We start from the raw sequence: 26,127 nt of genomic DNA on the forward strand, positions 1-26,127 counted from the left end.
CGAACCATAAGAAGATAAATACATCTGTGAACTGTGTAAACTGCAGACACAGTGCTGAATGATGGCGGTTCTTGGAATATCAGGTAGTTGTTTTATAACTTATTTGTAGCATCTCTGAACAGACCGTCGAGTATCTCCGGCGTGGTCGGGTGGTACGCGCGGTCGGGAAGCTCTCGCACGTCGAGTTCCATCTCGACCGCGAGCTGGAGCGTCTTCGCCATCACGTCTGCGTGGTAGTGCAGTCCCTGGTAGCCGAGAACGGTCCCGTCGTTCGCGTCGACCACGAGGGAGGCCAGCCCTTCGGGCACGTCCTTCGTCTTGAACACCCCGTCGTCGCTGGCCCCGCGCGTGACGTGGATGTAGTCCAGTCCCGCCTCCTCGGCGGAGAACTTCGAGTGGCCGACACGGGCGAACGGGTAGACGCCGAGGCCGGAGAAGATGACGTGGTGGTGGACGTTCTCGTACTCGGTGAGGTCGTCCCCGCGGGCGTGTGCGAGGATGTTGTCCGCGGCGGTGAACCCCTGCTCCTTGGCGACGTGGAGGATGGGCTCTTTCCCGTTCACGTCACCGACGACGAACACGCGGTCGTCGTCGCGGGCCTGCATGGTGTCGCGGACCCAGCCCGCCTCGGGCTCGAGGCTCGTCGCGTCCAGGCCGAGGCGATCGAGGTTCGGCCGGCGGCCGGTGAACAGGAACAGTTCGTCGGCCTCGACGACGGTCTCCTCGCCGTCTTCCTCGAGGGTGAGGCGGACGCCGCCGTCGTCGGTCCCCTCGATGCGCTTCTCGGACGCGTGGCGACGGATATCGATGTCCCAGTTCTCCTCGTAGATGTCGAGCGCGGCGTCGCCGAAGGGCGCGTCGGCCTCGTCGATGGGCCGCGCGTCGTGCTCGACCACGGTCAGGGAGGTCCCACCGGCCTCGGCGATGTAGGGCACGAGTTCCATCCCGATGTAGCCAAAGCCCATGACGATGCCCGAGTCCGGGAACTCGGTCGCATCGAGTATCTCCGAGCTGGTCATGAAGTCGACCGACTCCATCCCTGGAAGCTCGGGGACGTTCATCACCGACCCGGTGGCGACCACCACGTAGTCCGGTTCGATGGTCTCGCCGCCGACCGCGAGCACCCGGTCGTCGACGAACTGTGCGGTGTCGTGGATGAACTCGACGTTCTCGCGCTCGGCCAGGTCGTGGATGGACTCGCGGCGATGGCCGGCCCACGAGAGCGTGTGTTCGTTCTTGCGCTCGACCACGGCCTCGAGGTCGACCTCGGGCAGGTCGCCTTGGAGCCGTTGGTCGTGCCGCGCCTGGAAGCGGTGTGCGCCAGCGGAGAGGACCTCTTTCGAGGGCATACAACCACGGAGGATACAGAGGCCGCCGCCCGGCTCCCCGTCGTCGATGAGGGTCAACTCGATGCCGGGCTCGTCGGCCAACTCGCCGGCGACCGCAGCGCCGGCACTCCCGTACGCGCCGATGATAGCGACGTGTGTCATCGGTCCGGAGTCCGGTACCCACGGCAAAAGCAGTTGTCCCCGATTGCGTGCGGGATGCCTAATCGAACAGTCGGGACCGCGCCGCGACAGCGTCGATAGCACTCGGCTGTGCCTTCCGGACGATATACACGTCGTAGCGGTCGTCGGCGGCGATGGTGCTCCCGACGCTCCGGAGCGAGGTCACGAGCCGGCCCGCATCGTCGCTTCCGACGAACACCAGCGAGGCGTCCAGTTCGCGAGCGAATGTGCGGACCTTCGAAGCGATGGTGCCCGCTGGCGCGTACTGGTCCGTCAGGACGTACTCGAACCGTGCATCGGGAGCTAGCTCGCGGATATCGGCGCGAACCTGCCCGACGACCGCCTCGATGTCGAACGACTCGTCAGCCCCGAGCCAGCCGTGCTCTCGTGCGTATTGCTGGTCCTTCGGGACCACCGTTACCACGACCACCTCCTCGTCTATTACCTCCGCGAACCCCCCGGCGCGGTCGAGTGCCGTCCGCGCCAGCTCCCCACCATCGTACGGAACGACGAACGTCATGACTCGTACTCTGTGGGACGGGACGATAAATCGAATTGCCGCCAGAACGGTGGCAGCGAGACGGCAGTCGGAGACGACGGTCGAAGACGTCAGCTACGGAGCCGCGCGATGCCGAGCACACCCGCGAGGGCGAGGCTGGCCACGCCGACACCGAAGCCGGGCGAACCGCTGGCTTCCGAGGAGCCACCATCGTCCGCGTCGTCGCCGGACGTGGCAGTGTCCTCGGCGGTCGTCGAGCTGTCGGCGGTGGTGTCACCGTCGGTCGCAGTCGTGCTGGTCGTATCGCTGGTGCTGTCGCCCGCGCCGGACATCGTCACGGTCCGCGTCGAGAAGTGGTTGACCGCGACGTACACCTTCGCGTCGGCCTCCGCGCTGGCGCTGCTCGTCTGCTTGACCATGTACTTCGAGGTCGAGCCGTTGTCGGTGGCCGCGCGGAGTTCGCTGAACGCACTGGCCTTCGCGGCGGCCTCGCCGTCGACGGTGACGGAGAGGTTCTCGACGCTACCGACGGCCGCCTCGCGCACGTGGGTCACCACGACCTTGCCGTCGTGAGTCGTGCGCTCGACGGTCAGCTGGACCTCGTTCTCGGCGGTCTGTTTCGTCTCGACCGTCGTGTTCGAACCGTAGGTGACGGTGTCGACGACGGCCTCGCCGCCCTGCTGGACGACGTAGACCTCGGCAGCCGCTTCACCGTCGGCGATGAGTTCGGCGGTCCGGTTCTCTTCCTCGCTCCGCTCCTCACCGGCCGAGCGGAAGACGAGGCGGGCGTCCTCGTCGAGTCGGGCGGTCACGTTGCCCTCCTCGTCGACGGTGACGCGACCGTCACCAGCGACGATGAACGAGCCCTTCGTCCCGTTCTCGGTCGTCACGGTGACGCGGCTGTCGCTCTGCTGTTCGGCGCTCGCGTCGGCCGCGAGGTCCGCGTCGACGACCTGGGCGCTGTCGTTCGCGGTCACGACGAGCGTCCCGTCGGCGTTGTCGTGAGCGGTCATACTGGCCCCGCTCTCGGTCTCGATGTTCGCCTGCGTGGTGGTCTCGGCACCGACGGAGAGACCGGCCGCCTCGATGTCGGTGACGGTCTTCAGGTCGAGGTCACCACCGAGGCCGATGCCGAGTTCGTCCTTCACCGTCGACTCGGACTGGACCGCGACGGACGCGACCATCGGCTCGCCGTCGACGGTGTAGTTCGCGACCGCGTTCGATTCCGCCTGGAACGCGACGTGTGTCCCAGTGTAGCTACTCGACTCCGGTGTCGCGGTCGCGGTGGCGGCAGACGCCGGCACCGACGCGACAATCAGCAGCATCGCGAACAGTACTGGTATCCGTTTCATCGCATCTGCCGGTCTTTCCCGTTGGGTAGAAAACATGAGGCCAAATCGACTAGGGTTGTCGTGTGAAAACCACGCACGACTACTGGGGGCGAACCGATAGACTGCGACGGGTCGGCGGGACGTTATCGTGATATCGCGCCGGTGTTCTCGTTGATGACGGCTTCGACCTCGCGCTTGGTGACCGTGGCCACGTCGCCCGGGATGGTCCGCTTCAGGGCGGCGGTCGCGGTCGCGTACTCGAGCGCCCGCGGCACGCTGTCCCCGGAGAGCCGACGAGCGAGGAACGCCCCGGTGAAGGAGTCGCCCGAGCCGATGGCGTCGTGGGTGTCCGTCTCGAACGCCTTCTGCTCGTGGATGACGTTGTCGTTCCACGCCAGCGCGCCGTTCGCGCCGCGGGTGACGACGACGGACCGGAAGTCGAACTCGCTGGCGAGGTGGTGTGCGAGCTGGGCCGGCTGGCCGTCGTAGTCGAGCACCGTCTCGGCGTCTTTCATCCCGATGATGAGGACGTCGATGAGCTGGAACAGCTTCGTCAGCGTCTTGCGGGCCTCATCGGGCGACCAGAGCTTCGCGCGGTAGTTCACGTCGAACGCGGTCATGGTCCCCGCCTTCTTGGCGGCCTGGAGCAGGTTCGCCGTCGTCTCGCGCGACGTGCTCGACAGTGCGGGCGTGATGCCCGTGGTGAAGAACGCGCTCGCGTTCTGGATGCGGTCGACGTTGAACTCCTGGGCCTCGGCCTGTGAGATGACGGAGTTCGCGCGGTCGTAGACGACGTTCGTCCCCCGGGGCTTGCCCGCCTGTTCGAGGTAGTACGTGCCGACGCGGCCCTCGTCCGCCCAGACCACGTCCACGTCGATGTCGTGCTTTCGGACGCCGCTCGCGACACGCCGACCCGGCGGTGTGTCCGGGAGCTTCGACATCCAGGACGTGACCGCGCCCAGTCGCTCGGCCGCGATGGCCGTGTTCGACTCGGCACCGGCCGCGTGGACCTCCAGCGAGTCGGTCATCTCGACGCGCTCTTGCCCCGGCGGCGAGAGCCGCAGCATCGTCTCTCCGAAGGTTACGAGGTCGTCACTCATAGCTGGCCGCAGGGCACCCCCACAGTTTCGCTCACGTGAATCATACTCGCGTGAACGAACGGGTTGGGTATAAGTGTCCCCTCCTCAGCCGGAAAGAATTGCGCCGGTGTCGGCCAGTTCGACAGACACCTCGCGGTCGAAGGCGGCCATCACCCCGCAGTTCGTCTCGACGTGCTCCGTGACCCCGGGGATGTGGACCTCGCCGCCGGCCAGTGCGAGGGGCAGGACCAGCTGGTCCGCGAGGAACTCGTCGACGGCCGCACTGCTGGCGTGGAAGTCGGTCGCGGCGTCGGCGGCCGCTTTGCCGACCTCTTCGGCGGGGGTGCCCGGTTCCCCGAGCGCGTCGAAGCCCACCATCGTCTGCTCGTAGTCGAGGCGCACGCACACCGCGGTTCCGGTGCTGGGCGAGTCGGCGGTCCGGACGACACGCTCGGTGAGGGGCACGTCTGATTCCTCACCGAAGTCGGGCACCGCGGCCGTCGCCTGCCGCGCCGCCACGTCCGCGTTCGAGAGGTCCGCAGACTCCGTCGAGTACACCCGGACACCCTGGAGGTCACCCCGCTCGCGCCGGTGAATCGGGTCGAGCGACGAGGGTGCGAGGTGCAAGGTCGCCTCGCCGCCACCGCGGGGATAGAACCCTGGCCGGGTCTCCTCGACCGCCGCGAGCAGGCCGAACCGACGCATCGTGGGGAGTTTGACGTGCTGGTAGTACGCCATCGAGGGCGACCACTTCACGTCGGTTCCGCCCGAGACGGTCACCGAGAGGTGGCCGTCGATGGCCGTCGCGAGGGGGAGCAGCGTCTCGAAGACGAGCGTGACGCTGCCGGCCGTCCCGACCGATACCTCGTAGTGGCCCGGGCGGGGTCGTTTCGGCTCGAACACCAGTTTCTCGCTCCCCTCGCTCGCGCCCTCGATGGTGGCGTCACAGATCGCGGCGATGGCCTCGACCCCGGTGAGGTGCTGCGGTTTCAGCCCGGGTGTCGGCCGCGAGCCGCGGATGTTCTCGATGGTGACCGGGTCGCCCGTGAGGGCCGACAGCGTCAGCGCCGACCGTAGAATCTGGCCGCCGCCGTCCTGGCCGTCGACCTCTTTCACGGTGGTCTCCCCCCGGTTTCGGTTCCCGGACTCTGGACGTGACTGGACATGTATCTCGACGATACCTGTCGCGGCGCTGTAAAGGTGCGCCAGCCGTGCAGGGTCGTGACAGCCCTCGTCCTCAGCGGTCCCGTCGGCCGCCGTGGCCGGGATAGTCCCGCTCGAACCGGTTCTCGATCTCCTCGCTCCCGAACTGGACGACGGTCGGCCGGCCGTGCGGGCAGGCCCAGGGGTTCTCGCAGGCGTCGAGTTCGGTGAGCAGGTCCACGACCGAGCCCTCGGTCAGGGACGTGTTCCCCGTGATGGAGGGATAACACGCGAGGTCGGCGATGAAGGCGTCGGCCAGCTCCTCGACCGTCTCGGAGCCGTCGGCCTCCTCGGCGACGAACCCCGCGAGCACGTCCCGTACGTCCTCGGGGTCGAGGGTCTTCCGGAACACGGCGGGGACCGCCGTGACGGTCACGGACCGGTCGTCGCTCGCCTCTGCCTGGAAGCCGAGACGGGCGAGTGCGTCCTTGTAGTCCGGGAAGGCCGCAGCCTCACCAGCCGTGAGTTCGAGTTCGACCGGCGCGGCCAGCGCCTGGGCGGTCACGCCGTCGGCGAAGGTCTGCTTCAGGCGCTCGTAGTTCACGCGCTCGTCGGCGGCGTGCTGGTCCACGAGAACCAGGCCGTCGGGGCCTTCGGCGACGAGATACGTCTCGCGGTACTGGCCGAGCACGTCCAGGCTCGGGAGGGTCTCGTACTCGCCGCGGTCTCTGGCATCTTCGCCGGAGAGGGTGGTCTGGGTCTGCTCGCCGGAGAACTTGCGGGAGGACTCGGGGGTCGAGGCCGTCTCGGCCGGTGGCTCGGTCTCGGACGCACCGAGGTCATCGAGGTCGCCACCTGTCGGGCCGAAGTCGCCCAGTGCCTCGTGGTCCGGCCGCGAGACGGTCGCTCGGCGCTCGCCCGCGTTGGCGGTGCTTGGTGGTTCCTCGCTGCTGTCGGGCGTCGCCTCGGCTGTCGCCGATCCGTCGGCGTCGGCCGCCGAACTATCGCCCTCGGCGCTCGCCCCGTCCTCCCGTTCCTCGGGTGGGAGCCATCCCTCGTCGGCGTAGCGGTCCTCCGCAGTCCCGGTTGCGTCTGCGACTCCGGCGGCGGTTTCTGCACTGCCGCCGTCGTCGCTGGCCTGCTCGCCGCCAGTCGACGATTCCGATTCGTCAGGCTCCGACTCCTCCCCGGCTTCGGGTCGAACGTCGGCCTCGGGCGCTTTCGACTTCCCGCGCGGCGCAGAGGACCGGAGCAGGCCGGCGTCGAGCAGTGCGTCCTCGACCGCATCCCGGACCTGCCGGCGGACGCCCGCCTCCTCCGAGAACCGGACCTCCATCTTGCGCGGGTGAACGTTGACGTCCACTTCCCCAGCCGGCATCTCCAGGAACAGCACGACGAAAGGATATCTATCAGACGCGAGCTGCCCGCCGTAGGCGTCCAGCACCGCGTCCCGGACCAGCTTCGAGGTGACGTACCGGCCGTTGATGAACGTCGAGACGTACTCGCGGGTGCTGCGGGTCGTCTCCGGGTGGGAGACCAGCCCCGACACCGAGTCGAGGGGCGTGTCTCGTGGGTCGTCCTCGCCCGCGGTATCGACCGGTTGCATCGCCTTCGCGACCTCCTTCCCGTAGACGTTCATGACCGTCGAGCGCAGGTTGCCCTGGCCGGTCGTCGCGAACACCTCGCGGCCGTCGTGTTGCAGCGTCACCGCCACGTCCGGGTTCGCGAGGGCGTACCGGGTCACCACGCGGTTGACGTGGCTGAACTCGGTTGCCCGGGTCTTCAGGTACTTCCGACGTGCGGGGGTGTTGTAGAAGAGGTCCTCGACCTCGATGGTCGTTCCCTCCGGACACCCCGCGGGCCGGACCGCCTCGACCTCGCCGCCCTCGTAGACGAGTTCCGTCCCATCTGACCCGCCGCGGGGTTTCGTCCGGATGGTCGTCCGCGACACCGCGCCGATGGTGTGCAGCGCCTCGCCACGGAACCCGAGCGTGCCGACCCCGGATTCGAGGTCCTCGATGCTGCGTATCTTGCTCGTGGTGTGCTCTTCGACAGCGGCCCGGACGTCCGTCTCGGTCATGCCGATGCCGTCGTCCGAGACGACGATGCCCTCGGTGCCGCCCTCCTCGACCGCCACCGTGATGCGCGTCGCGTCGGCGTCGAGGCTGTTCTCCACCAGTTCCTTCACGACGGATGCCGGGCGCTCGACCACCTCACCCGCCGCGATTCGGTCGATGGTCTTCGGGTCGAGTCGCTGGATATCGGTGTCGTGCATGGGTCCCCGTGTTCGGTGTTCGTATCCGGCGATGAGACAAATAGCTGTTCGTGCGGGGACGACTGGCCGAGTTTCCCGCAATCCAGGTGGGGCAACACAACCTGTATGTCATTATCTACCATACGTTGGCGTATGGCGCAAGCGGGCACAGGCGACAACGACGAGACGGTCGAACTGGAGTTCACTGTCCGCGACCAGGACTGCTTCTTCGTCGTCCTGTCGGCACGGGCGGACTGTCGGATGGAACTCGAACACCTCGCACATCGGTCAGATGGCACCCTCCTCGAGTTCATCACGGTGGAGGGCGCGACGCCCGACGAGGTCCGTGCCGTCGTGGCGGACCTGGCGGCGGTGAAGGAGGCAGAGTGTGTCCTCGACGCCGGCGACGGGTGCCTCTTCCAGTTCGTGCTGGCGGGTCCCTGCGTCGCTGCCACCCTCGGCGACGTCCAGGCGTACACTCGCGAGGTCTGGGCGGAGCAGGGCGTCGGGCACGTGGTCGCCGACGTGCCCGCGCACGTCTCGGTCCGGACCGTGGTCGAGACGTTCGAACAGCGGCACTCGGACGTGACACTCCGCTCGCGACACGACAGGCGGCATCGGCTCCCGGTTCAGAGCGAAAACGGTACCCGGGCGCTGTTCGCCCAGCGACTCACTGAGAAACAACAGGAGGTGCTCCGGGTCGCGTACGACCTCGGGTACTTCGACTGGCCACGCGGAGCGTCGTCGGAGGAGTGCGCGGACGAACTCGGTATCTCACAGCCGACGTTCAGCCAGCACATCCGGGCTGCACAGGCCAACATGTTCGCCACGCTCTTCGAGGAGGACGAGGCCGCCCTCGGTCGGTAGCGCCCCTACGGGGTGATGACGGCCCGACCCTCTATCTCGCCGTGTTCGAGGCGTTCGGCCACGGTGTTGATGTCGTCGAGCGAGTACCGGGAGGTCCGGAGTTCGACGTCGCCGCGGTCGACCAGCGCGACCAGTTCCTGGAGTTCCGTGTAGCGCCCGACGAGGGTCCCCCTGTAGCTGAACTCGCCGTCGACCAGCGACTGCGCGGGTTCGTGGATGTGGCCGCCGTAGCCGACGACGTGGTGGTCGCCGCCGGGTGCGACGATGTCCGGTGCGTACCCGGTCGTCACGTCGGCCCCAACGAAGTCGAGTACCTGCTCGGCCCCGGCGTCGTCGGTGAGGTCCGCGATGGTCGTGGCCACGTCCTCGTCCGCCGGGTTGACGCCGTGGTGGGCACCCAGGTCTGCTGCGAGGTCGAGTGCCTTGTCCTTGAGGTCGACGGCGGTGATGGTCGCCGCGCTCATCGCATCGAGACACTGGAGGCCGATGTGGCCCAGCCCCCCGACCCCGATGACGACGGCGTGGTCGCCCGGGTTCAGCTCCCGAGCCGCCTTCTTGACCGCGTGGTAGGCCGTGATTCCCGCGTCCGCATGCGGGGCGATGTCGGTCGTGTCGACACCCTTCGGGAGCGGGATGACCGCTCGCTCGTTCGTGCGGAGGTACTCCGCGAACCCGCCGTCGGTCGTCAGTCCCGGGAACGAGATGTTCTCGCAGTACATGTCCTCGCCGAGTCGACACTGGCGACAGGTCCCACAGGTCATCACCGGGTGGCAGATGACCGAGTCGCCCTCCTCGACGACGGAGACCCCCGGCCCGGTCTCGACGACCGTCCCGGCGTTCTCGTGCCCCAGCGTCATCGGGAGTTCCTGCTCGACGTAGTCGGTCCACATCCCCTCGACGATGTGGTTGTCCGTCTGGCACCACCCCGCCCCTTCGACCTCGACGATGACCCCGTCGGACGCCTCCACGGTCGGTCGCTCGATGTCCTCGATAGTCAGGGCTTCTGTCATGTCGTCGGTGTACTCGTGTAGTCTCGCTGCTAACATGCTAACATTGCGCACAACGCCGGTCTCGGGTCTAAACTGTCTACCTATGAGGATTGGTACAACGGATATTGGTGTGTGTTACCACATTTCGGTCGATGTACACACACAACGGAGAGGAGATTTTCGTCATCGACGGGCACATCCACCTGTGGGACGCGAGCGAGGAGAACATCGTCCACGAGGGGGGCGAACAGTTCATCCAGTGCTTCTACGACTACCACACCGCGTTCACCCCGGAGGAAGAGCAGTGGGACATGGAGACCTACCGGAAGTACGGCCAGGAGCGAATGGTCGAGGACCTGTTCCGCGACGGCGCGACGGACATGGGCATCTTCCAGCCGACGTACCTCTCGGACTTCTACGACGAGGGATTCAACACGACCGACCAGAACGCGGAACTCGCCGAGCGCTACCCCGAGCGCTTCGTGCTCAACGGGAGCTTCGACCCGCGCGACGGTGAGGAGGGGATGGCCCACCTCGAACGACTCGACGACGACTACGACCTGCAGGGCGTGAAGCTGTACACGGCCGAGTGGCGCGGCGATTCGAAGGGCTGGCGGCTCGATAGCGACGAGGCCTTCGAGTTCCTCGAACGGTGCGCGGAACTCGGCATCGAGAACATCCACGCGCACAAGGGACCGACCATCCGACCGCTGAACCGGGACGCCTTCGACGTCGCCGACATCGACGACGCGGCCTCGTCGTTCCCCAACCTGAACTTCATCGTCGAGCACGTGGGGCTGCCACGCCTCGACGACTTCTGCTGGATCGCGGCCCAGGAACCGAACGTCTACGGCGGCCTCGCGGTGGCCGCCCCGATGGCCGGCACGCGACCGCGGAAGTTCGGCGAGATAATGGGTGAACTCCTGTTCTGGCTGGGCGAGGACCGCATCATCTACGGGAGCGACTACGCGCTCTGGGAGCCCGACTGGCTCATCCCGACGCTGTTGGACGCGGAACTCACGCCGGACCAGCGCGACGAGTACGGCGTCGAGCTGACCACCGACGTGATGAAGAAGGTCATGGGCGAGAACGTCGCCGAGCTGTACGACATCGACATCGAGGCGAAGAAGGAGGCGCTCCGGACGGACGAACTCAGCCAGCAGTTCGACCTCGCCGACCAGTACGACGCGGCGGCGGACTGACCGATGGCTGCACAGCCTGCCTCCACGGACGGGTCGGTCGACCCGGCCGCCGTCGAGGCCCGACTGGACCGCGTCGACGACCCCGAACTCGACCGCTCCATCGTCGACCTGGAGTACGTCGAGCGCGTGACCATCGCGGACGGGCACGTCACCGTCGTGTTCGTCCTGCCGACGGCGTGGTGCTCGCCGGCGTTCGCCTGGATGATGGCGACCGGCATCCGCGACGAGGTCGGTGACATCGACTCGGTCGCTGGCGTCACGGTGTCGCTGCTGGACCACATGCACAGCGAGGAGATAACAACGGGCATCAACGAGCGCCGGTCGTTCGCGGAGACGTTCCCGGACGCCGAATCAGGCGTCGCGGCGGTTCGACGGAAGCTCGACGAGAAGGCGCGTCTCGCCCGCCAGCATCGCGCGGTCGAGGCCTTCCGCGACGCGGGCCTCCAGCCGGCACAGATCGTCGACCTGACCCTCGGTGACCTGGACTTCTCGGTGGCCGACGGGCACGTCGCCGTCACCGTCCAGGACGGGTCCCTCACCGTGACGGCACCACGTGAGCCGGTCGAGGACTACCTGGAGAAGGCCCGAACCATCGGTCTCGTGACCGACCCGGCCGACCGCTGCTTCCGGGACCCCGACGGCGACCCCATCGCGGTCGACGAGTTCGACCTCGTCCAGCACCGGATGCGCGCCGCGGCGGTGAACGTCCGGGGGCAGGGGACCGTCTGCGAGGGACTGCACGAGTCACGGAACAGGACCCATGCCGACGACTGACCGCGGTCCGGTGCCGGCGGCGGCTGCCCGCCGACCCGGACCCCTCGAAACGATGATATACTCTCCGTGAGTCCGGAGGCACGTATGGACGTTCTCGAACGATTCAACGAGCGGTACCCCTTCGGCGAGCACCTCGGCGTCGAGATAACCCACGTCGAGGAGGGCTACGTCGAGGGCAAGATAGAACTCGAAGACCACCACTCGCTGTCGGACACGACACGCCTCGCCCACGGCGGCGTCGCGTTCGGGCTGGCGGACTCGCTGTCGGCGGCGGCACTGGCATCGGTCGAGGGCAACCCTGGCCCGACGCTCGACGTACGCATCGACTACATGCGGCCCGCGACCGGCGACATCTACGGCGAGGCCGAGGTCGTCCGGTACGGCAGCGACACCGGCGTGGTCGAGGTGGAACTCCTCGACGAGGACGACCGGCGACTCGGGACGACCCGTGGGGTCTACAAGACCAATCTGGTCGAAGAACAGAACCCCTTCGTGGGGTAGTCGGCTACTCCTCGTTCAGCTGCTGCTGCCACTGCTCGACACGCCCCATCAACTCGATGGGGGATGTCTGGGCGATGTCGAGGTCGGCCAACTCGGACAGCACCGCTTCCGTCTCCGGGTCGAGTGCCGACTCCGCCCCCGCGTCTTCGGCCTGCACCGACCCACCGTCGGCAGTGGTCATGCTGCCGCTCCCGAGGTCGAAGACGACCTGCTTGGTACCGGAACCGCCGGCTGACCCGCCTTTCGCCTCGATGGCCTTCTCCTGTCGCAACCGGTCGAGCACGTCCCGCGCCCGGTCGACGACCGGTCCGGGTACACCGGCCAGGTCGGCGACGTGGATACCGTAGGAGCGGTCGGTCGGTCCCTCGCGGACCGTCCGCAGGAACGTCACGTCACCGTCGCGCTCGTCGGCCGCGATGTGGACGTTGACCACCCTGTCCAGGTGGTCTGCCAGCGCGGTCAACTCGTGGTAGTGCGTCGCGAACAGGGTCTTCGCCCGGACCTCGTTGTGCAGGTACTCGGTGGCCGCCCAGGCGATGGAGATGCCGTCGTAGGTCGCGGTGCCCCGACCGACCTCGTCGAGGATGACCAGCGAGTCCGCGGTCGCGGAGTGGAGGATATTCGAGAGCTCCTGCATCTCGACCATGAAGGTCGAGCGCCCCTGTGCGAGTTCGTCGAGCGCGCCGACCCGGGTGAAGATGCCGTCCACCAGTCCCACAGTAGCCTCCTTCGCCGGGACGAAGCTCCCGACCTGCGCGAGCAGGACGATGAGCGCGTTCTGGCGCATGAACGTCGACTTCCCGCTCATGTTCGGGCCGGTGACGATGGTGAACGTGTTGTCGTCGTCCATCCGGCAGTCGTTCGGGACGAACTGGACGGTCTGTTCGACCACCGGATGCCGCCCCTGCGAGATGTCGAGTGTCCGGTCCTCGGTGAGTTCGGGCTGGGTCCAGTCGTTGGTGACGGCGTGGGTCGCCAGGCTCTGGAGCGCGTCGACCCGGGCGACCGTCCGCCCCACGTCCTGCAGGAGTTCGGCGTCCTGCGCGACGCGCTCCCGTAACTCCTCGAACAGCTCGTACTCGAAGTCGCCGCGCTGTTCCTCCAGCCGCAGGAGTTCGCGCTCCTTCTCCGCCAGCTCGTCGGTCGAGAACCGTTTCGAGTTCTTCAGCGTCTTCACGTGCTCGAAGTGCTCGGGCACCTGGTCGGCGACCGACTTCCCGACCTGCACGTAGTAGCCGTCGGTCTTGTTCCGGTCGACCGTGACGTGGCTCAGGCCGTACTGGCGCTTGACGCGGTCGGCGAGCGTGTCGAAGTACTCCTGGACCGCCTCGTGGCGCTCGATGAGCTGGTCCAACTCGTCGTCGTAGCCCTGTTTGAACAGCCCACCCTGGGTGACCGTCTTCGGCGGGTCCTCGGCGAGTGCCTCGGACAGTTCCTCGCGGAGTCCCGCCGCGGCCTCGCGGTCCGGACGGTCGACGATGTCGGCCAGCGGCGAGGAGTCGAGGGCTGGCGAGGCCTGGATGGCCTCGACGAGGGCGGGGAGGACGCCGAGCGTCTCCTCGATTCGGAGCAGGTCGCCCGCGTCGGCGCTGCCACTCACGGTCTTCGACGCGAGGCGTTCGAGGTCGTAGGCGTCGTCGAGCACGTCGCGTAACTCCTCGCGGCCGAGTGCGCCCGACGCGAGGGCGGCGACGGCCGCCTGTCGCTCCTTCAGGACCGTGAGGTCCTGTCGGGGGCGCTGGAGCCACTCTTTGAGCAGCCGACCGCCGGGACTCGTCACCGTGTGGTCGATGGTGTCGAACAGGCTCCCACTTCGGTCGCCGTGCATCGTCTCGGTGAGCTCGAGGTTGCGCTGGGTGGTCGCGTCGAGTTCGACGTGGTCGCCGCCATGGTAGGGCTGGACGCGCGTCATCGAGGCCAGGACGCCGGTGCCGGTCTCGGCGACGTAGTCGAGGACGGCACCGCCGGCTCTGACGGCAAGGTCGGTCACACCGAGGCTCTCGAACGTCTCCGTGCCGAAGTGCTCGCGGGCGGTGTGGGTCGCTTTCGCGGGTGCGAACGCGTCGGCGTCGTGCAGGGAGATCCGGGCGTCGGTCCGGTCGCGCACGCGGTCACAGAATGCCTCGTCGTCGCGGAGGTCGGGCCCGGGGAGCACCTCCGCGGGTGAGAACCGGTACAGTTCGGTGAGCGCCGCTTCGACCGTGTCGACGTTCGTCACGAGGAATCGCCCCGTCGTCACGTCGGCAAACGCGAGGCCGTACTCGTCGCCCTCGCGGACGACCGCGGCGAGGTACTGGGCATCGTCTCCAGTCGTCTCCAGCAGCGTGCCCGGGGTGACGACCCGTTCTATCTCGCGGTAGATGTCGCCGTTCTCCTCGTGCTGGTCGGCGACGGCGACCCGGTAGCCGCGCTCGACGAGCGCCTTGAGGTAGGGCGTGAGGTCCTTCAGCGGGACACCGGCCATCGGGTACGAGGAGCCGTGGCTCGACTTCTGGCTCACCTTCAGGTCGAGTTCGGCCGCGACGAGCTCGGCGTCATCGGCGAAGAACTCGTAGAAGTCACCGCATTGCATCGCCAACACGTCGGCGTCGGTCTCCTCCTTGAGGGAGAGGAACTCGCCGACGATACCCGTCGCCTCTGTCATGGGTTGTACTGGTCGGTAGGCGCGGTAAAACCCTGCGGGTTCGGCCCGCCGGGCTGCGGTTGCCGAAGGAACTTTCACACCGTGGGGCGCGGGTGTCTGTATGGCTGCTGACCCGAACCGACTCGTCCGGGCACTCGTCTACGCCGTCTTCGGGTTCCTCGTCACTCTCGGCATAGGTGTCGCGTTCCGGGTCGACCTGGGAATCGCCCTCCTGCAGAGCGCTGCGGTCGCGCTCTCGATGGTCCTCGTGACGTTCCTGCTCGCGACGGCGAAGCTCTGAGCGGCTGCCAGGCGGTGGCCCCCGGGAGAACTATCCGCTATCAGGTCGTACGGGCAGGTAGTATGGGAGCCGATGGAGCACGCGTCCTCGTGGTCGACGACGAGGAGGCGGTGGCAGACGCGTACGCGTTGCGACTGGCAGAGTGGTACGAGACGGACGTGGCGTACAACGGCGCTGATGCCCTGGAGATCGCGGAGGACTTCGACGTCATCGTCCTCGACCGCCGAATGCCCGACATGTCCGGCGACGAGGTCCTCGCCCGGCTCCGGGAACGCGACGCCACATGCCGGGTCATCATGGTGACCGCGGTGGACCCCGTCGTCGACATCGTCGACCTCGACTTCGACGACTACCTCTGCAAACCCGTCGATAGCGCGACGCTGCACGCGGCCATCGACCTGCACCTTCGTCTCGGCGCGTACGACGACGACGTGCGAGCCCTGCTCTCGCTGGTCGCGACGCTCGACCTGCTGGAATCGAAACTCTCCCAGCTCGAACTGGACCGCGACGAGGCCTACGTCGCCGCCTGTGAGCGCCGTGACGACCTTGCCCGAACGCTCACCGACGCGGTCGACGACCTGCACGAACTGGTCGACGCAGTCGAATCTGTCGACCGGGGCTGAGCCACTACTCGTCCAGCGCGTCGTGCAGTCCGAGCACACGGTCGACGAGTGTCTCGGGCGTCGGCGCGACGACCTTGCACATCGGCTCCTTCCCGAGTGCGCCGTGGTCGAGGACAGCCACCGGACGGTCGTCTTCGCCGGCGGCACCGAACACCTGTCTGGCCCCCCACTGCATCGTGTTCCCTTCTTCGTCCGGGTCCGGCTGCGCGTCGCGGTCGTACACCGCGACCTGCCAGTCCAGCCTCTCGAGCGCAGCCTCCACGTCGTCGTCAAGCCGGCAGTTGGCCGCGAACCGCAAGTCTGTCGCCTCCTCACGGGCGGCGAGCAGGAAGCGCGCGACGTGGCTGGATGCGCCGAACCGGACGCCGCCGTTCGGTCGTACACCCACGTGGAGCCGAGTGATTCGGCCGTCGACCGCGGCGACCTCGTCGGTGGTCTCGGCGAACGGGAGTGCGCCGACGACGTTCATCCCGACCTCCGGAACGAGCGCGGAGACGTCGGCCGCGACCAGTTCGTCGACCACCGACTCGACCGCCTGGAGGGTTGCGCCGGCCGCAGCACCGTTGCGGACCTCGACCATGTGATGGACTGCGCCCGGGCCTTCGCCGACGTTCTGGTAGTAGCGGAGGGCGCGTTCGACGAACGAGATGGCCTCGCGGACGGCCGTTTCCATCTCGAATCCACGGGCCAGGTTCGCCGTGACCGTCGCGGAGAGGGTACAGCCGGAACCGTGGGTCGCCGCACCGGCGATGCGGCTGTGGCGGATGGTCTCGACGCCGTCGCGCGTCACGAGCACGTCCACGATGTCGTCACCCGGGAGATGGCCGCCGGTGACGAGCGCGGCGTCCGCGCCCAGCTCGAGGAGGGCCGTTCCGGCCTCCCGGGCGCTCGCCTCGTCGGTCGGTTCGATCCCTGTCAGGACGGCTGCCTCGTCGGTGTTCGGCGTCACGAGTGCTGCCTCCGAGATGAGCGCTTCGTACGCCGCTTCAGCGCCCTCGCTGAGCAGCCGGTCACCCGAGGTCGCGACCATCACGGGGTCGACCACGACCGGCACGTCCGTCTCTGCGAGTCGGTCCGCGACGGCTTGGACGACCGGCTCCGTTCCGAGCATCCCGGTCTTCGCCGCCCTGACGGCGAAATCGTCGAACACGGCGTCGATTTGTGCGGTCACCGCTGCAGGGTCGAGGACGGTGCTGGCGGTCACGCCGCGGGTGTGCTGGGCCGTCACGCTCGTGACCGCACTGGTGGCGAACACGTCGTGGGCCGCCATCGTCTGGATGTCTGCCTGGATGCCGGCACCGCCACCCGAGTCGCTGCCGGCGATGGTGAGCCCGACGGGTGGCCCGGTCGGGACTGGCTGTCGCTGGTGCATACACGTGTGGTACAACCCAGTGATAAAAGTCGTTGGTGTTCCGGTCAGCCGTCGAAGGAGAACTCGTATCCGAGCTGGGTCAACAGGTCGAACAGGTCGAACCAGCCGAAGCTCTCGACGATGGTCTCGTCCTCGAAGCGGTTGATCCAGAAGCCGCTGGTCGCGAAGGACTTCTCGGTGGGCTCGAACCCCCAGAAGCTCCCCTCGTGGGTGCCCGCGAACGAGAGCCAGGTGAACGTCCAGTCGCCACTGGCGGTGAAGGACTCGGCTTCGATGGTGAAGTCCGGGAACGCCATGAAGTAGTCCTCGAGCATCGCCTCGAACTCGTCGTAGCCCGATGCGTAGTCCCCGCTCCAGCCGTACGGAATCTCGGTCTCCAGGTCGTCCGCGAAGTAGTCCTCGAAGCCTGTGAGGTCCTGGTCGTTGATGCCGTCGACGACGTCGCGGATGATCTCGCTGTACCGGTCGATGAGTTGGGAGTCGTTGGTTGCCATGGAAAATCCCCAGTTGTACGATACGGCGAGTAAGAATATATGGTTTCTCTAGGGGTTATTGTCGAAAGCACGTTTCACAGGGGTTATGGGGTTTCTGGTGGGTAACTGGGTCTGACAGTGTTCTGGCTGGTGGGGTCTCACGCGGACGGAACCGGCGCTTCCCACAGCCACACGAGGACCGACCCGACCGCCAGCACGCCGCCCCCGACCGCCAGTGCGAACAGGGGTGAGACGGCGTCCGAGAGCACGCCGCTGCCGAGCTGGAAGGGGACCACGGTCACCGCGCTCACCATCGCCATCGCGCTGAGGACCGTGGCGCGCCCGGTCGATTCGATGCGGTCGTTGACGTACTGGCTCGCGAGGGTCCCCGTCGTGTCCGCGACACCGCGAACCAGCAGGAGTACCGGGAGCGCGAGAACCGGGACGGCCCACATCCCGACGAGTGCGGCACCCACCCCGAGCGGGAGGAGCAGGAACCACGTCCGGAGACCGACGTACTCCTCGATGGCCCCGGCGTTGTAGCTCAGGGCCGCGCCGACGAGGCTGATACCGGCGTAGTACCAGCCAAGCGCCTGTTCGACCTGGCTCTGCTGGAGACCGAGGTCGAGCGTGACCGTCTCGAAGATCGGCTGGACGAAGATGAACACGAGGTAGAGTACGGCCGCGAACAGGACGTAGTAGTACAGGACGAACGCCCGGAGCCGCCGGCGCGTGAGTGCCCCGCGGACGATGCCGAGCGCACGCCGGACGGACAGCACGTCACCGCCGGCACCCTCGACTGACTCGGGTTCGGGCATCGAGAGGAGCACCGGGATACCGACCGCGGTGAGGCCAGCCGCGACCCAGAAGGGGTACCGCAAATCGACGCTGCCGAGGTAGCCGCCCGCGACGGCACCGACCACGCCGACCAGCAGTGCCATCGACTCGCCGCGGCCACGGACCCGGGCGAAGGCGTCCTCGGAGAGTTCGACCGTCAGGGTGTCGTACAGCCACGCGTCCTCGCTCCCCGACCGGAACGTGTACCCCAGCGACCACAGGGCGTACAGGCCGAGGAACGCGGGGAACGTCTCGGCGAAGCCGAGGCCGACGAGCGTCGCCGCGATGACACTGGTCCCGAGGAGGAGGCTGTTCCGGCGGCCGACCCGGTCACCGACGTAGCCGGTGGGAACCTCGCCGAGCACGGTCGTGAGGTTGTAGACCGCTTCGAGTGCGGCGATCTGCGTGAAGGTCAGCCCCTGCGAGAGGAAGTAGAGGTACATCACCGGGCGGTAGAACTCGACCGCCTTGGTGGCCTTGTACAGGTAGTACCGGACCACGCTCGATGCAGGGAGCGACGGGGCCATCGATAGGACCGTCTCGCGTCGGCAGGTGATGGTTTACGGTTCGCCGGTGGCGGTTCGACGCGACCCGCCGGTCGGCCCACGCGTTGAAGCCACCCCGCACCGAGTGACGCTCGTGGACACGAAGACCAAACTGCTGTTCGCCGGCAGCGCGCTCGGCCTCGTGGCGTTCGTCCAGGTCGTCCGGCACGTCTGGGCGCTCTCCCAGCGCGTCCCCCAGGCCGCGATGACCGCGAACCAGGCCGTCCTCGTCGAGTGGGCGGTCTGGGTCGCGGCGCTCGGGAGTACCTTCCTCGTGCTGGCGTGGGTACTGACGCAGTTGCGGGCCGTCTCTGCCGACCAGTGACCGAGGGTTCAAACCGGAAGCCGGGGCCAGTCCCGGTATCACCTGAGACCAGCCCCTCGGTGGCTCGCGGTTGTGCGGCGACCCCCCGAGGGTTCCCCTACTGCCACCCCGCCGCCTGTTCGCCACGATTCCAGAGCCTGTCAGTCCGCCTGATGCTGGGGACACGTTCATTAGTCCAGACGGCCACAGAACGCTCGTGATTGGTGGCAGCACCGAGTGGGGTGACTACCTGACGGATCGACTTCTCGAACGCATCGAAGACCTCCCGCCGGACCCGGGCCCGGGGCACTACGTCGTCATCGACGTGATGCACTTCTCGACCACGGTGGTGGAACTCCTGGCCAACGGGGCCGAGTACGTCCACATCACCGAAGAGCGCGGCGACGAGTTCGCCTTCCGCGAGGCGAACCCCGACGCGTGCATCGGTGGTGGGACCACACCGACCTACGAGCCGGCCGACGGCTACGACTTCTTCAACTCGCCGAGCTACGTCCAGTCCCTCGACGTGGCTGGCCGACCCGTGGCGATGACCTCCTCGAACGGCGGTCGCGCCATCGACCGGCTGCTCGGGACCGACGGCGCGAGCATCTACGTCGGGTCGACGACGAACGCGGCCGCGCTGGGCCAGCACCTCCGGACGGTCGACGGTCCGGTCCACCTGCTCGCCGCGGGCAAGGACGGCGAGCCGGCGACCGAGGACACCATCGGGGCATTGCTCGTGGGGCGACACCTCGCCGGCGTCCCGCTCGAGCCGGTCGAAGCTGAGCTCTTCCGGGACCAGCTGGAGTACGCGAAGGGACCGAACTACCCCGACAAGAACGAGGTTCGAAGCAGCGACGTCCGCGAGTACGCGATGTCGCTGTCGAGTCGGGACGTGATTCCGCGGCTCGACGGTCGTCGGTTGGTCGACGTGGCGAGCTAGTCGTCACTGCCGTCTGCAGCCGCTGCCAACTCGGCGTACGCCCGCCACGCTGGGTCCTCTTCTGGGTGGCTGAGGTGCTCACCATCGATGGAGACGCCCGTGCCGTCGCGAACCCGACCAGCGTCGGCGACGGGCGTCCCGCGCTCCCGGAGCGCCGCGAGCACGTCGTCGACACCCTCGGGACGGACAGCGATGAGGAGCGTGCTGGAGGTGGTCGATGCCCAGGGGTCCATGTCGAGTGCGTCACAGACCGCTCGCACGTCGTCGGCCACGGGCACCGCCCCGGGCTCGAACTCGATGGCGACCTCGGCGGTCTCGGCGAGTTCGACCAGTGCGCCGTGGAGGCCGCACTCGGTCGCGTCGTGCATCGCCGTCACCGGCCCCGAGGCTGCCGCGAGCAGTGCGTCCCTGACGTGGCCGGTCTCGGGGAGGCGGTCGGCAAGGGAGTCGAGGTCCACCTCCACACCGGCGTCCCGGAGCTGGTCCGGGTAGAGGTTCGCGAACAGCGCCGCGGCCTCGACCGCAGGACCGTGGGTGATGAGCAGATGGTCCCCCGGTCGAGCACCGTCCGGCCGGATCACCTCGTCGTGGTCGCCCACGCCCATGACCGTCGCCCCGCCGACCCACGGGAACGAGCAGCCGTGATAGCGGGCGGTGTGCCCGGTCAGCACCGAGGTCCCGAGCGCCTCGAGTTCTTCGTCCATCGTCGTCCACACCGCCGCGAACGCCTCGTCGGTCATCTCCGGCGGCAGTGAGAACTCGATGGCGAGGTGACTCGGTGGAATCCCCGAGACGGCCACGTCCGCGAGCACCACGCCGAGGGCGAATCTGGCCGCACGTTCCCAGCCGAGCTCGGGAAGGATCGAGATGGGGTCCGTGGCGGTCACGACCGCGGTCCCACCCGCGTCCAGCACGCCGAAGTCGACGCCGTGGCGCGGCCCGACCGCCACGTCGTCTCGTTCGGCACCCAGGTTCGGGTAGATGTACTGGTCGAAGAACTCGCGGTCGATCTTCCCACGGTCGCTCATTGCCCGGTGTTACCGCGCGGTCGTCAAAAGGGGTAGCGGTCTCAGTTCAGCCACGACGGGTCCGGGACGACGTTCGGGTCCCCGAGGAGCGGGGTCATCGCCAGCAGGAGTTAGAGCGCCCAGAGGTCACTGACTGCCATGCTGGATCTCGTCGAACAGCGCGGTCACGCGTCGCTCTATCTCGTCGCGGATTTCGGCGACCTCGTTCGGCGACTTCCCGTCGGGGTCGGTGAGGTCCCAGTCGCGGACGTCGACCTCGGTGTCGAGCGACAGGGTCGAACAGCCCATCGTCGCGACCACGTCGCAGGATGCGAGTTCCTCGTCGGAGACCTCGCGCGGCGTCCGGTCCGAGAGGTCGATGCCGAGTTCGCGCATCGAGTCGACGACCTCGTCGTGGACGTGGTCGGCGGGCAGGGTTCCCCCGGTGACGATGTTCCAGTCGAGGCCGCGCTCGTCGCGTTCGCGCTCGGCGAAGGCGGTCGCCATCTGGCTGCGCCCGGCGTTCTGCACGCAGACGAACCCGAGCGTCGTCATCGCGCACCCTCCGTCTCGTGGAGCACGTCGAGCAGTGCGTCGGCGCGGTCTGTCGTCCGGTAGTAGCGCCACTTCCCGTCCTTGCGACGGTCGACCAGCCCGGCGCTGGTGAGGTCCGAGAGCGCGTGGCTGATGGCGCTCTCGCTCACGTCGAGCAGCGGGTCGAACTCGCAGACACAGAGCTCGCCGTCGGCCGCGGCCAGCAGGCGCACGATGCGGTAGCGCGTCTCGTTCGAGAGCGCACCGAACACGGCGACGTGGTCGTCGATTCGGTCGAGGTCGGCATCGGTTCGCAGGTCGTCCAGGTCGGCGACGCGGGCGTCCACGTCCTTGGCACGACACTCGCCCAACTGGTCGGCGATGAGCCGTTCCAGCCGCTCGGTCTCGGTCATATCTGAACGGTTTCTCAATCGTTCGGATAACGGTTCTGGTCGGTCTGCGAGTCCTGTGAGGGACGTTCACGTACTGAGTGCTACCGGTTACTCCTCACCGACCTCGCCGGTCCGCCGCCCCGTTATCTCGTCGGGGTGCAGTGCCCAGAACGTCGGTTCGAGTTCGGCGACGTCCTCGCCGAACACGCGGATCGGCTGGTACAGTTCGTTGATCTCCGCGTCGGTCAGGTCGTCTGCCGGCGTCAGGCCCCCTCTGACGACGATGCTCCAGGACTCGTCGCTCTCGGGCGAGCCGTAGAGGACGAGCGTCGCGGTAGTGGTCGTCTCGGCGTAGTGCATCTTGTCGCTGCCCTCGTGTTCGGCGAGGCGGACGAGGATGCGCTCGTCCTCGGCGTCGTAGTGGTAGGAGATGGGAATCGCGTAGGCGTCGCCCTCGTCGGCGAGGGCGAGGGTCCCGTGGCCCTGCTCGGTGAGGCGACGTTCGACCTCGTCGGGCTCCATGCCGAACGTGTAGACGTATTCGACGTGTTCCATAGGTGACTCTACGCCGGGAGGGGGGAAGTCGGTTCCCCCGGCGGCTATTTGGGGCTGGCTGTCGCAGTCGAGGGCATGACCGGGACACGGGCCGGCCTCGTCCTCGCCGGCGGCTTCTCGACGCGCTTCGGCGAGGGAGACAAGGCCGTCGCCGACTACGACGGCGAGCCGATGGTCCGCCGGGTGGTTCGGCGAGTGGGCGAGGTGACCGACGGCGTCGTCGTGAACTGCCGGGCCGAGCAGGTGCCGGCGCTCCGGGCCGCACTCTCGGGGTACCCGCGGGTCGCGCTCGCGGTCGACCCGGTCCCCGACCGGGGGCCGATGGCTGGTATCTGGGCGGGCCTGCGGGCGGTTCGTGCACCCTACACCGCGGTCGTCGCCTGCGACATGCCCCTGGTCGATTCTGACCTCCTCGACCTGCTGTTCGAGCGGGCCGCCGGGGCTGATGGCGCGCTGGTCCGGACCGACGACGGCTGGTTCCAGACGACGCAGGCGGTGTACCGTACCGACGCGATGCGGGCCGCCTGCGAGTGTGTGCTGGGCGGCGAAGACGCCCGGATTCTCGCGGCGCTCGACGGATTGGACATCGAAGAGATACCGGAGGACGCGGTGCCCGACATGGCCACCTTCACCGACGTGAACGAAGCGGGCGACCTGCGCTAGATGACGTCGACGACCGGGTCGTCCTCGTCCGCGAGACACGTCAGGACCACCCGGTCGATGCGGTCGCTCCGGTCGTGAATCTCGGCGGCGATCTGCCGGGCGGTCGCTTCGAGGTCGTCGTCGTCGACCATGTTCAGGACCGGGACGACAGTCGCGTCATCCGGGACGTTCTTCAGGCCGCCCTCGGGGTCGGTCAGGACCTGTGCGACGTGGCGGGTCTTGATGACGCCACCGATGCGCATGTTGGTGATGTCGACGACGGATTCGGGCCGGTGGACGACGAGGTCCGAGAGCGCCTGCCCGACGATCTGGACGCTCACGACGGGGCAGACCGCGTCCGCGTTCTCGGGGATCGCCGGCTCCAGGTCACCGGGTGCCTTGAACAACTTCCCGCGAGCACCGTCGGCCTTCACGAGGACTGGCACGTCGGCTGCCTCGGCGAGTTCGGCGACCGTCGCCGTGTCGTAGCCGCGGTAGCGGTCCTCGCGTTCCTGTTCGAGGACGAGGCCGAGCGGCCAGTCCTCGTCGTCGGCTTCGGCGAGCGCGGCCACCGGGTCCTCGGTCGCCACGACGCGGCCGACGTGGCCGTCGAAGATGGGGATGCGGACCGTGGCGGTGACGACCGCCTCGTGCAGGTCGCGTGCGAGGGTGTAGAGGAGGGACTTCTTCCCGCCCGCGCCGACCACGCAGACCGTGCCCTCGCTCGGGACCGCCTCCGTCAGTTGCACGGTTCGACCTCCACGCGGACCGCGCTGTGCTTGTATTCGGGAATCTTCGCCTCGGGGTCCAGGGTGTCGCCGGTGAGCACGTTCACGAGTGGGTCATCGTCGTGGAACGTCATGAATACCGTCCCACGGCGGATGGCCGGCGTCACCTCGGTGGCGACGGTCAGCGAGCCACGGTCGTTCTCGACGCGGACGGTGTCGCCGTCCGAAATACCCCTCGATTCGGCGTCCTCCGGATGTATCTGGAGCGTGCCGGCCCCCCGGAGTCGCGTGAGCGTGTCGGACCGGCGGGTGACCGCGCCGCTGTTGAAGTGTTCGATGACGCGGCCCGTGGTGAGCACGAGGTCGTCATCCGTGACGGGGTCGGCGGGGGCGACGTGTTCGACCACGCGGAGTTGGGCGGTTCTGGACCCGTTCTCGAACCGGTCGACGTGGAGCACGTCGGTGCCAGCATCCGCGCCTGCGGGGAACGGCCAGCGCAGGCTCCCGTCGCCGATGTCGTCGTACCGCATCCCGCCGTAGATTGGTGCGACACGGGTGAGCTCCGCGAAGACCCGTGCTGGACTGTCGTACTCGAACGGGTCGTCGGTTAGCCGACGGCCGAGTTCCTGGATGATGGCGAGGTCGGTGCGGGCGTCTCCGGGCGGGGTCGTGTTCGGGCGCATCCGCATGACCTGCCGGTCGGTGTTCGTGACTGTGCCGTCCTTCTCGGCCCAGGCACTCCCGGGGAGGACCACGTCGGCGAACACGGTCGTCTCGCTCGGGAAGATGTCGTGGACGACGAGGAAGCACTCGTCGAGCTTCTCGCGAACGCGGGTCTGGTTCGGTTCTGTCACGGCGGGATTCTCCCCGAAGACGTAGCAGGCGTGAACCGACTCGCCCATCTCGTGGGTCGCCTCGACCTCGGTCAGCCCGGGTGTCGAGGGGATTGCAGACGGTTCGACGCCCCACTCCTCGGCGAGGTCGGCGCGGGCGTCGGCGTCGGTGACCGGCCGATACCCCGGCAACACGGAGGGAAGCGCACCCACGTCGCCCGCGCCCTGCACGTTGTTCTGGCCCCGGAGCGGGTTCACGCCCGCTCCTCGCTTGCCGACGTTGCCGGTCAGGAGCGCGAGGTTGAGCAGGGCGTGGACGTTGGCGGTCCCGCAGTGGTGCTGGCTCATCCCCATCCCGGTGAAGATGGCGGCCGCGTCGGCCTCGCCGTAGGCCCGGGCCGCGGCTCTGAGGTCGTCGGGGTCGACGCCCGCCTGCTCGGCCGCGTCGTCAACGTCGACCTCGGCGAGGAACTGTTTGAGCGGGCCGAACTCGGTGGTCCGCTCGGTGACGAACGCGGCGTCGACGAGTCCCTCCTCGACGATGACGGCGGCCATCGCGTTCAACAGCGGGATATCGTATCCCGGTTTCACGGGCAGGTGGTGGTCGGCAGCCTCGGTAGTGTCGGTCGCCCGTGGGTCGACGTGGATCATCGTCGTCCCCTGCTTGATGGCAGGCAGGAGGTACGACCGGAAGATGACGGGGTGGTTCACCGCCGGGTTCGCGCCCACGACGAGGAAGCAATCTGCCTCCATGAGGTCGGAAAGCGTGTTCGTCATCGCGCCCGCGCCGAAGCGCGCACTCATCGCGGCGACCGTCGAGGAGTGACAGAGCCGGGCGCAGTTGTCGACGTTGTTGGTGCCGAAGACCCGGGCGACCTTCTGGAGCAGGTAGTTCTCCTCGTTCGTGCAGTTCGAGGAGGCCATGAAGTAGCACGAATCGGGCCCGTACTGGTCGCGGGCCGCGGTGAACTCGCGCTCGATACGGTCGAACGCCTCGTCCCAGCTCGCCGGGTGGAGGTCGCCGTCGTCCCCGCGAATGAGGGGTTCTGTCAGGCGCTCGTCGCTCGTGACCGCGTCGTAGGCGGCGACCCCCTTCGGACACACCTCGCCCTTCCGGTTGACCGGGCCGCGCCAGCCCGTCGCCTTCCCCGAGGCGGGGGCGTACTCGATGCCGCAGCCGACCCCGCAGAACGGACAGATGCTGTGGGCGGGCTCGTGGGTACGGTCGTCCATACAACTATGTGACACGCTGCAGGCGTAAATGTTCG

26 protein-coding genes are annotated in these 26,127 nt (G+C 67.8%); 9 read left to right on the top strand and 17 right to left on the bottom strand.

Annotated elements, in window-relative coordinates; genetic code table 11:
- Positions 1-92: 92 nt before the first annotated feature.
- The 6 genes from ACSC1S_RS02100 to mutL form a co-directional block, all read right to left on the bottom strand.
- Positions 93-1,490, bottom strand: a complete 1,398-nt coding sequence (locus ACSC1S_RS02100; RefSeq protein ID WP_435362952.1) for a dihydrolipoyl dehydrogenase family protein — start codon at positions 1,488-1,490, stop codon at positions 93-95.
- A 58-nt stretch (positions 1,491-1,548) separates the two neighbouring features.
- Entirely contained in the window at positions 1,549-2,028 is a 480-nt protein-coding gene (locus ACSC1S_RS02105; RefSeq protein ID WP_435362953.1) for a universal stress protein, read from the bottom strand.
- A gap of 89 nt (positions 2,029-2,117) precedes the next feature.
- Positions 2,118-3,359 (bottom strand): hypothetical protein, encoded by a 1,242-nt coding sequence (locus ACSC1S_RS02110; RefSeq protein WP_435362954.1) that lies wholly within the window; start codon positions 3,357-3,359, stop codon positions 2,118-2,120.
- Between the two features lie 122 nt (positions 3,360-3,481).
- Complete coding sequence (gene kdgK1, locus ACSC1S_RS02115) at positions 3,482-4,438, bottom strand: bifunctional 2-dehydro-3-deoxygluconokinase/2-dehydro-3-deoxygalactonokinase (protein WP_435362955.1); 957 nt, start codon at positions 4,436-4,438, stop codon at positions 3,482-3,484.
- 84 nt (positions 4,439-4,522) lie between these two features.
- Complete coding sequence (gene rtcA, locus ACSC1S_RS02120) at positions 4,523-5,533, bottom strand: RNA 3'-terminal phosphate cyclase (RefSeq protein ID WP_435362956.1); 1,011 nt, start codon at positions 5,531-5,533, stop codon at positions 4,523-4,525.
- A 121-nt stretch (positions 5,534-5,654) separates the two neighbouring features.
- Positions 5,655-7,835 carry a DNA mismatch repair endonuclease MutL gene (mutL, locus tag ACSC1S_RS02125; protein ID WP_435362957.1) on the bottom strand — a complete coding sequence of 727 codons (2,181 nt, stop codon included), beginning with the start codon at positions 7,833-7,835 and terminating at the stop codon, positions 5,655-5,657.
- Positions 7,836-7,967: 132 nt separating this feature from the next.
- Between mutL and ACSC1S_RS02130 the strand changes: the two genes are divergently transcribed.
- Positions 7,968-8,681, top strand: coding sequence for a bacterio-opsin activator domain-containing protein (locus ACSC1S_RS02130; protein WP_435362958.1), 714 nt, complete (start codon positions 7,968-7,970; stop codon positions 8,679-8,681).
- Between the two features lie 5 nt (positions 8,682-8,686).
- Here ACSC1S_RS02130 and ACSC1S_RS02135 read toward each other — a convergent pair whose 3' ends face one another.
- Positions 8,687-9,727 carry an NAD(P)-dependent alcohol dehydrogenase gene (locus tag ACSC1S_RS02135; protein WP_435362959.1) on the bottom strand — a complete coding sequence of 347 codons (1,041 nt, stop codon included), beginning with the start codon at positions 9,725-9,727 and terminating at the stop codon, positions 8,687-8,689.
- A gap of 95 nt (positions 9,728-9,822) precedes the next feature.
- On the opposite strand from ACSC1S_RS02135, the gene ACSC1S_RS02140 reads away from it, so the two are divergent.
- From ACSC1S_RS02140 to ACSC1S_RS02150, 3 genes are all read left to right on the top strand, one after another.
- Positions 9,823-10,872 carry an amidohydrolase family protein gene (locus ACSC1S_RS02140; protein ID WP_435362960.1) on the top strand — a complete coding sequence of 350 codons (1,050 nt, stop codon included), beginning with the start codon at positions 9,823-9,825 and terminating at the stop codon, positions 10,870-10,872.
- Positions 10,873-10,875: 3 nt separating this feature from the next.
- Entirely contained in the window at positions 10,876-11,646 is a 771-nt protein-coding gene (locus ACSC1S_RS02145; RefSeq protein WP_435362961.1) for an iron-sulfur cluster assembly protein, read from the top strand.
- 84 nt (positions 11,647-11,730) lie between these two features.
- The gene (locus ACSC1S_RS02150; RefSeq protein WP_435317169.1) at positions 11,731-12,147 is read left to right on the top strand and encodes a PaaI family thioesterase; all 417 of its coding nucleotides are present in this window, start codon (positions 11,731-11,733) and stop codon (positions 12,145-12,147) included.
- A 4-nt stretch (positions 12,148-12,151) separates the two neighbouring features.
- Here the strand turns inward: ACSC1S_RS02150 and mutS are convergent, their stop codons facing one another.
- The gene (mutS, locus tag ACSC1S_RS02155) at positions 12,152-14,791 is read right to left on the bottom strand and encodes a DNA mismatch repair protein MutS (RefSeq protein ID WP_435362962.1); all 2,640 of its coding nucleotides are present in this window, start codon (positions 14,789-14,791) and stop codon (positions 12,152-12,154) included.
- A 100-nt stretch (positions 14,792-14,891) separates the two neighbouring features.
- Here mutS and ACSC1S_RS02160 point away from each other — a divergent pair, with 100 nt between their 5' ends.
- Positions 14,892-15,071, top strand: a complete 180-nt coding sequence (locus tag ACSC1S_RS02160; protein ID WP_435362963.1) for a hypothetical protein — start codon at positions 14,892-14,894, stop codon at positions 15,069-15,071.
- Positions 15,072-15,133: 62 nt separating this feature from the next.
- Positions 15,134-15,694 carry a response regulator transcription factor gene (locus ACSC1S_RS02165; RefSeq protein WP_435362964.1) on the top strand — a complete coding sequence of 187 codons (561 nt, stop codon included), beginning with the start codon at positions 15,134-15,136 and terminating at the stop codon, positions 15,692-15,694.
- 4 nt (positions 15,695-15,698) lie between these two features.
- Here the strand turns inward: ACSC1S_RS02165 and thiD are convergent, their stop codons facing one another.
- The 3 genes from thiD to ACSC1S_RS02180 all read right to left on the bottom strand — a co-directional run bounded on the left by thiD (position 15,699) and on the right by ACSC1S_RS02180 (position 18,903).
- Positions 15,699-17,066: a bifunctional hydroxymethylpyrimidine kinase/phosphomethylpyrimidine kinase gene (gene thiD / locus ACSC1S_RS02170; RefSeq protein WP_435362965.1), complete on the bottom strand. Its 1,368-nt coding sequence runs from the start codon at positions 17,064-17,066 to the stop codon at positions 15,699-15,701.
- A 44-nt stretch (positions 17,067-17,110) separates the two neighbouring features.
- Complete coding sequence (locus ACSC1S_RS02175) at positions 17,111-17,560, bottom strand: ester cyclase (RefSeq protein ID WP_435317177.1); 450 nt, start codon at positions 17,558-17,560, stop codon at positions 17,111-17,113.
- A gap of 137 nt (positions 17,561-17,697) precedes the next feature.
- Complete coding sequence (locus ACSC1S_RS02180) at positions 17,698-18,903, bottom strand: MFS transporter (RefSeq protein ID WP_435362966.1); 1,206 nt, start codon at positions 18,901-18,903, stop codon at positions 17,698-17,700.
- A 112-nt stretch (positions 18,904-19,015) separates the two neighbouring features.
- On the opposite strand from ACSC1S_RS02180, the gene ACSC1S_RS02185 reads away from it, so the two are divergent.
- Positions 19,016-19,246: a hypothetical protein gene (locus ACSC1S_RS02185; RefSeq protein WP_435362967.1), complete on the top strand. Its 231-nt coding sequence runs from the start codon at positions 19,016-19,018 to the stop codon at positions 19,244-19,246.
- Between the two features lie 196 nt (positions 19,247-19,442).
- Complete coding sequence (locus ACSC1S_RS02190) at positions 19,443-20,168, top strand: 2-phosphosulfolactate phosphatase (RefSeq protein ID WP_435362968.1); 726 nt, start codon at positions 19,443-19,445, stop codon at positions 20,166-20,168.
- On the opposite strand, the gene ACSC1S_RS02195 is transcribed toward ACSC1S_RS02190, so the two are convergent.
- The 4 genes from ACSC1S_RS02195 to ACSC1S_RS02210 all read right to left on the bottom strand — a co-directional run bounded on the left by ACSC1S_RS02195 (position 20,165) and on the right by ACSC1S_RS02210 (position 22,656).
- Positions 20,165-21,196, bottom strand: a complete 1,032-nt coding sequence (locus tag ACSC1S_RS02195; protein ID WP_435362969.1) for an AIR synthase family protein — start codon at positions 21,194-21,196, stop codon at positions 20,165-20,167. The two genes, ACSC1S_RS02190 and ACSC1S_RS02195, sit on opposite strands and share 4 nt — an antisense overlap.
- Before the next feature lie 126 nt (positions 21,197-21,322).
- Positions 21,323-21,730, bottom strand: coding sequence for a low molecular weight phosphatase family protein (locus tag ACSC1S_RS02200; RefSeq protein WP_435362970.1), 408 nt, complete (start codon positions 21,728-21,730; stop codon positions 21,323-21,325).
- Positions 21,727-22,122, bottom strand: a complete 396-nt coding sequence (locus ACSC1S_RS02205) for an ArsR/SmtB family transcription factor (RefSeq protein ID WP_435362971.1) — start codon at positions 22,120-22,122, stop codon at positions 21,727-21,729. Before ACSC1S_RS02205 ends, ACSC1S_RS02200 begins: the two co-directional genes overlap by 4 nt.
- A gap of 87 nt (positions 22,123-22,209) precedes the next feature.
- On the bottom strand, positions 22,210-22,656 hold the full coding sequence (locus ACSC1S_RS02210; protein ID WP_435317184.1) for a pyridoxamine 5'-phosphate oxidase family protein: 447 nt from the start codon (positions 22,654-22,656) through the stop codon (positions 22,210-22,212).
- 75 nt (positions 22,657-22,731) lie between these two features.
- Between ACSC1S_RS02210 and mobA the strand changes: the two genes are divergently transcribed.
- A complete protein-coding gene (mobA, locus tag ACSC1S_RS02215; protein WP_435362972.1) occupies positions 22,732-23,319 on the top strand; it encodes a molybdenum cofactor guanylyltransferase in 588 nt (195 codons plus the stop codon).
- On the opposite strand, the gene yqeC is transcribed toward mobA, so the two are convergent.
- Together yqeC and fdhF are read right to left on the bottom strand one after the other, a co-directional pair.
- A complete protein-coding gene (gene yqeC, locus ACSC1S_RS02220; RefSeq protein ID WP_435362973.1) occupies positions 23,316-24,047 on the bottom strand; it encodes a selenium cofactor biosynthesis protein YqeC in 732 nt (243 codons plus the stop codon). The genes mobA and yqeC overlap by 4 nt on opposite strands.
- On the bottom strand, positions 24,038-26,092 hold the full coding sequence (gene fdhF, locus ACSC1S_RS02225) for a formate dehydrogenase subunit alpha (RefSeq protein ID WP_435362974.1): 2,055 nt from the start codon (positions 26,090-26,092) through the stop codon (positions 24,038-24,040). The genes yqeC and fdhF overlap by 10 nt, the downstream gene beginning before the upstream one ends.
- Positions 26,093-26,127 lie beyond the last annotated feature (35 nt).

The organism is Haloarchaeobius pelagicus (genome assembly GCF_051207375.1).
In the GTDB taxonomy this organism is placed as follows: Archaea; Halobacteriota; Halobacteria; order Halobacteriales; family Natrialbaceae; genus Haloarchaeobius.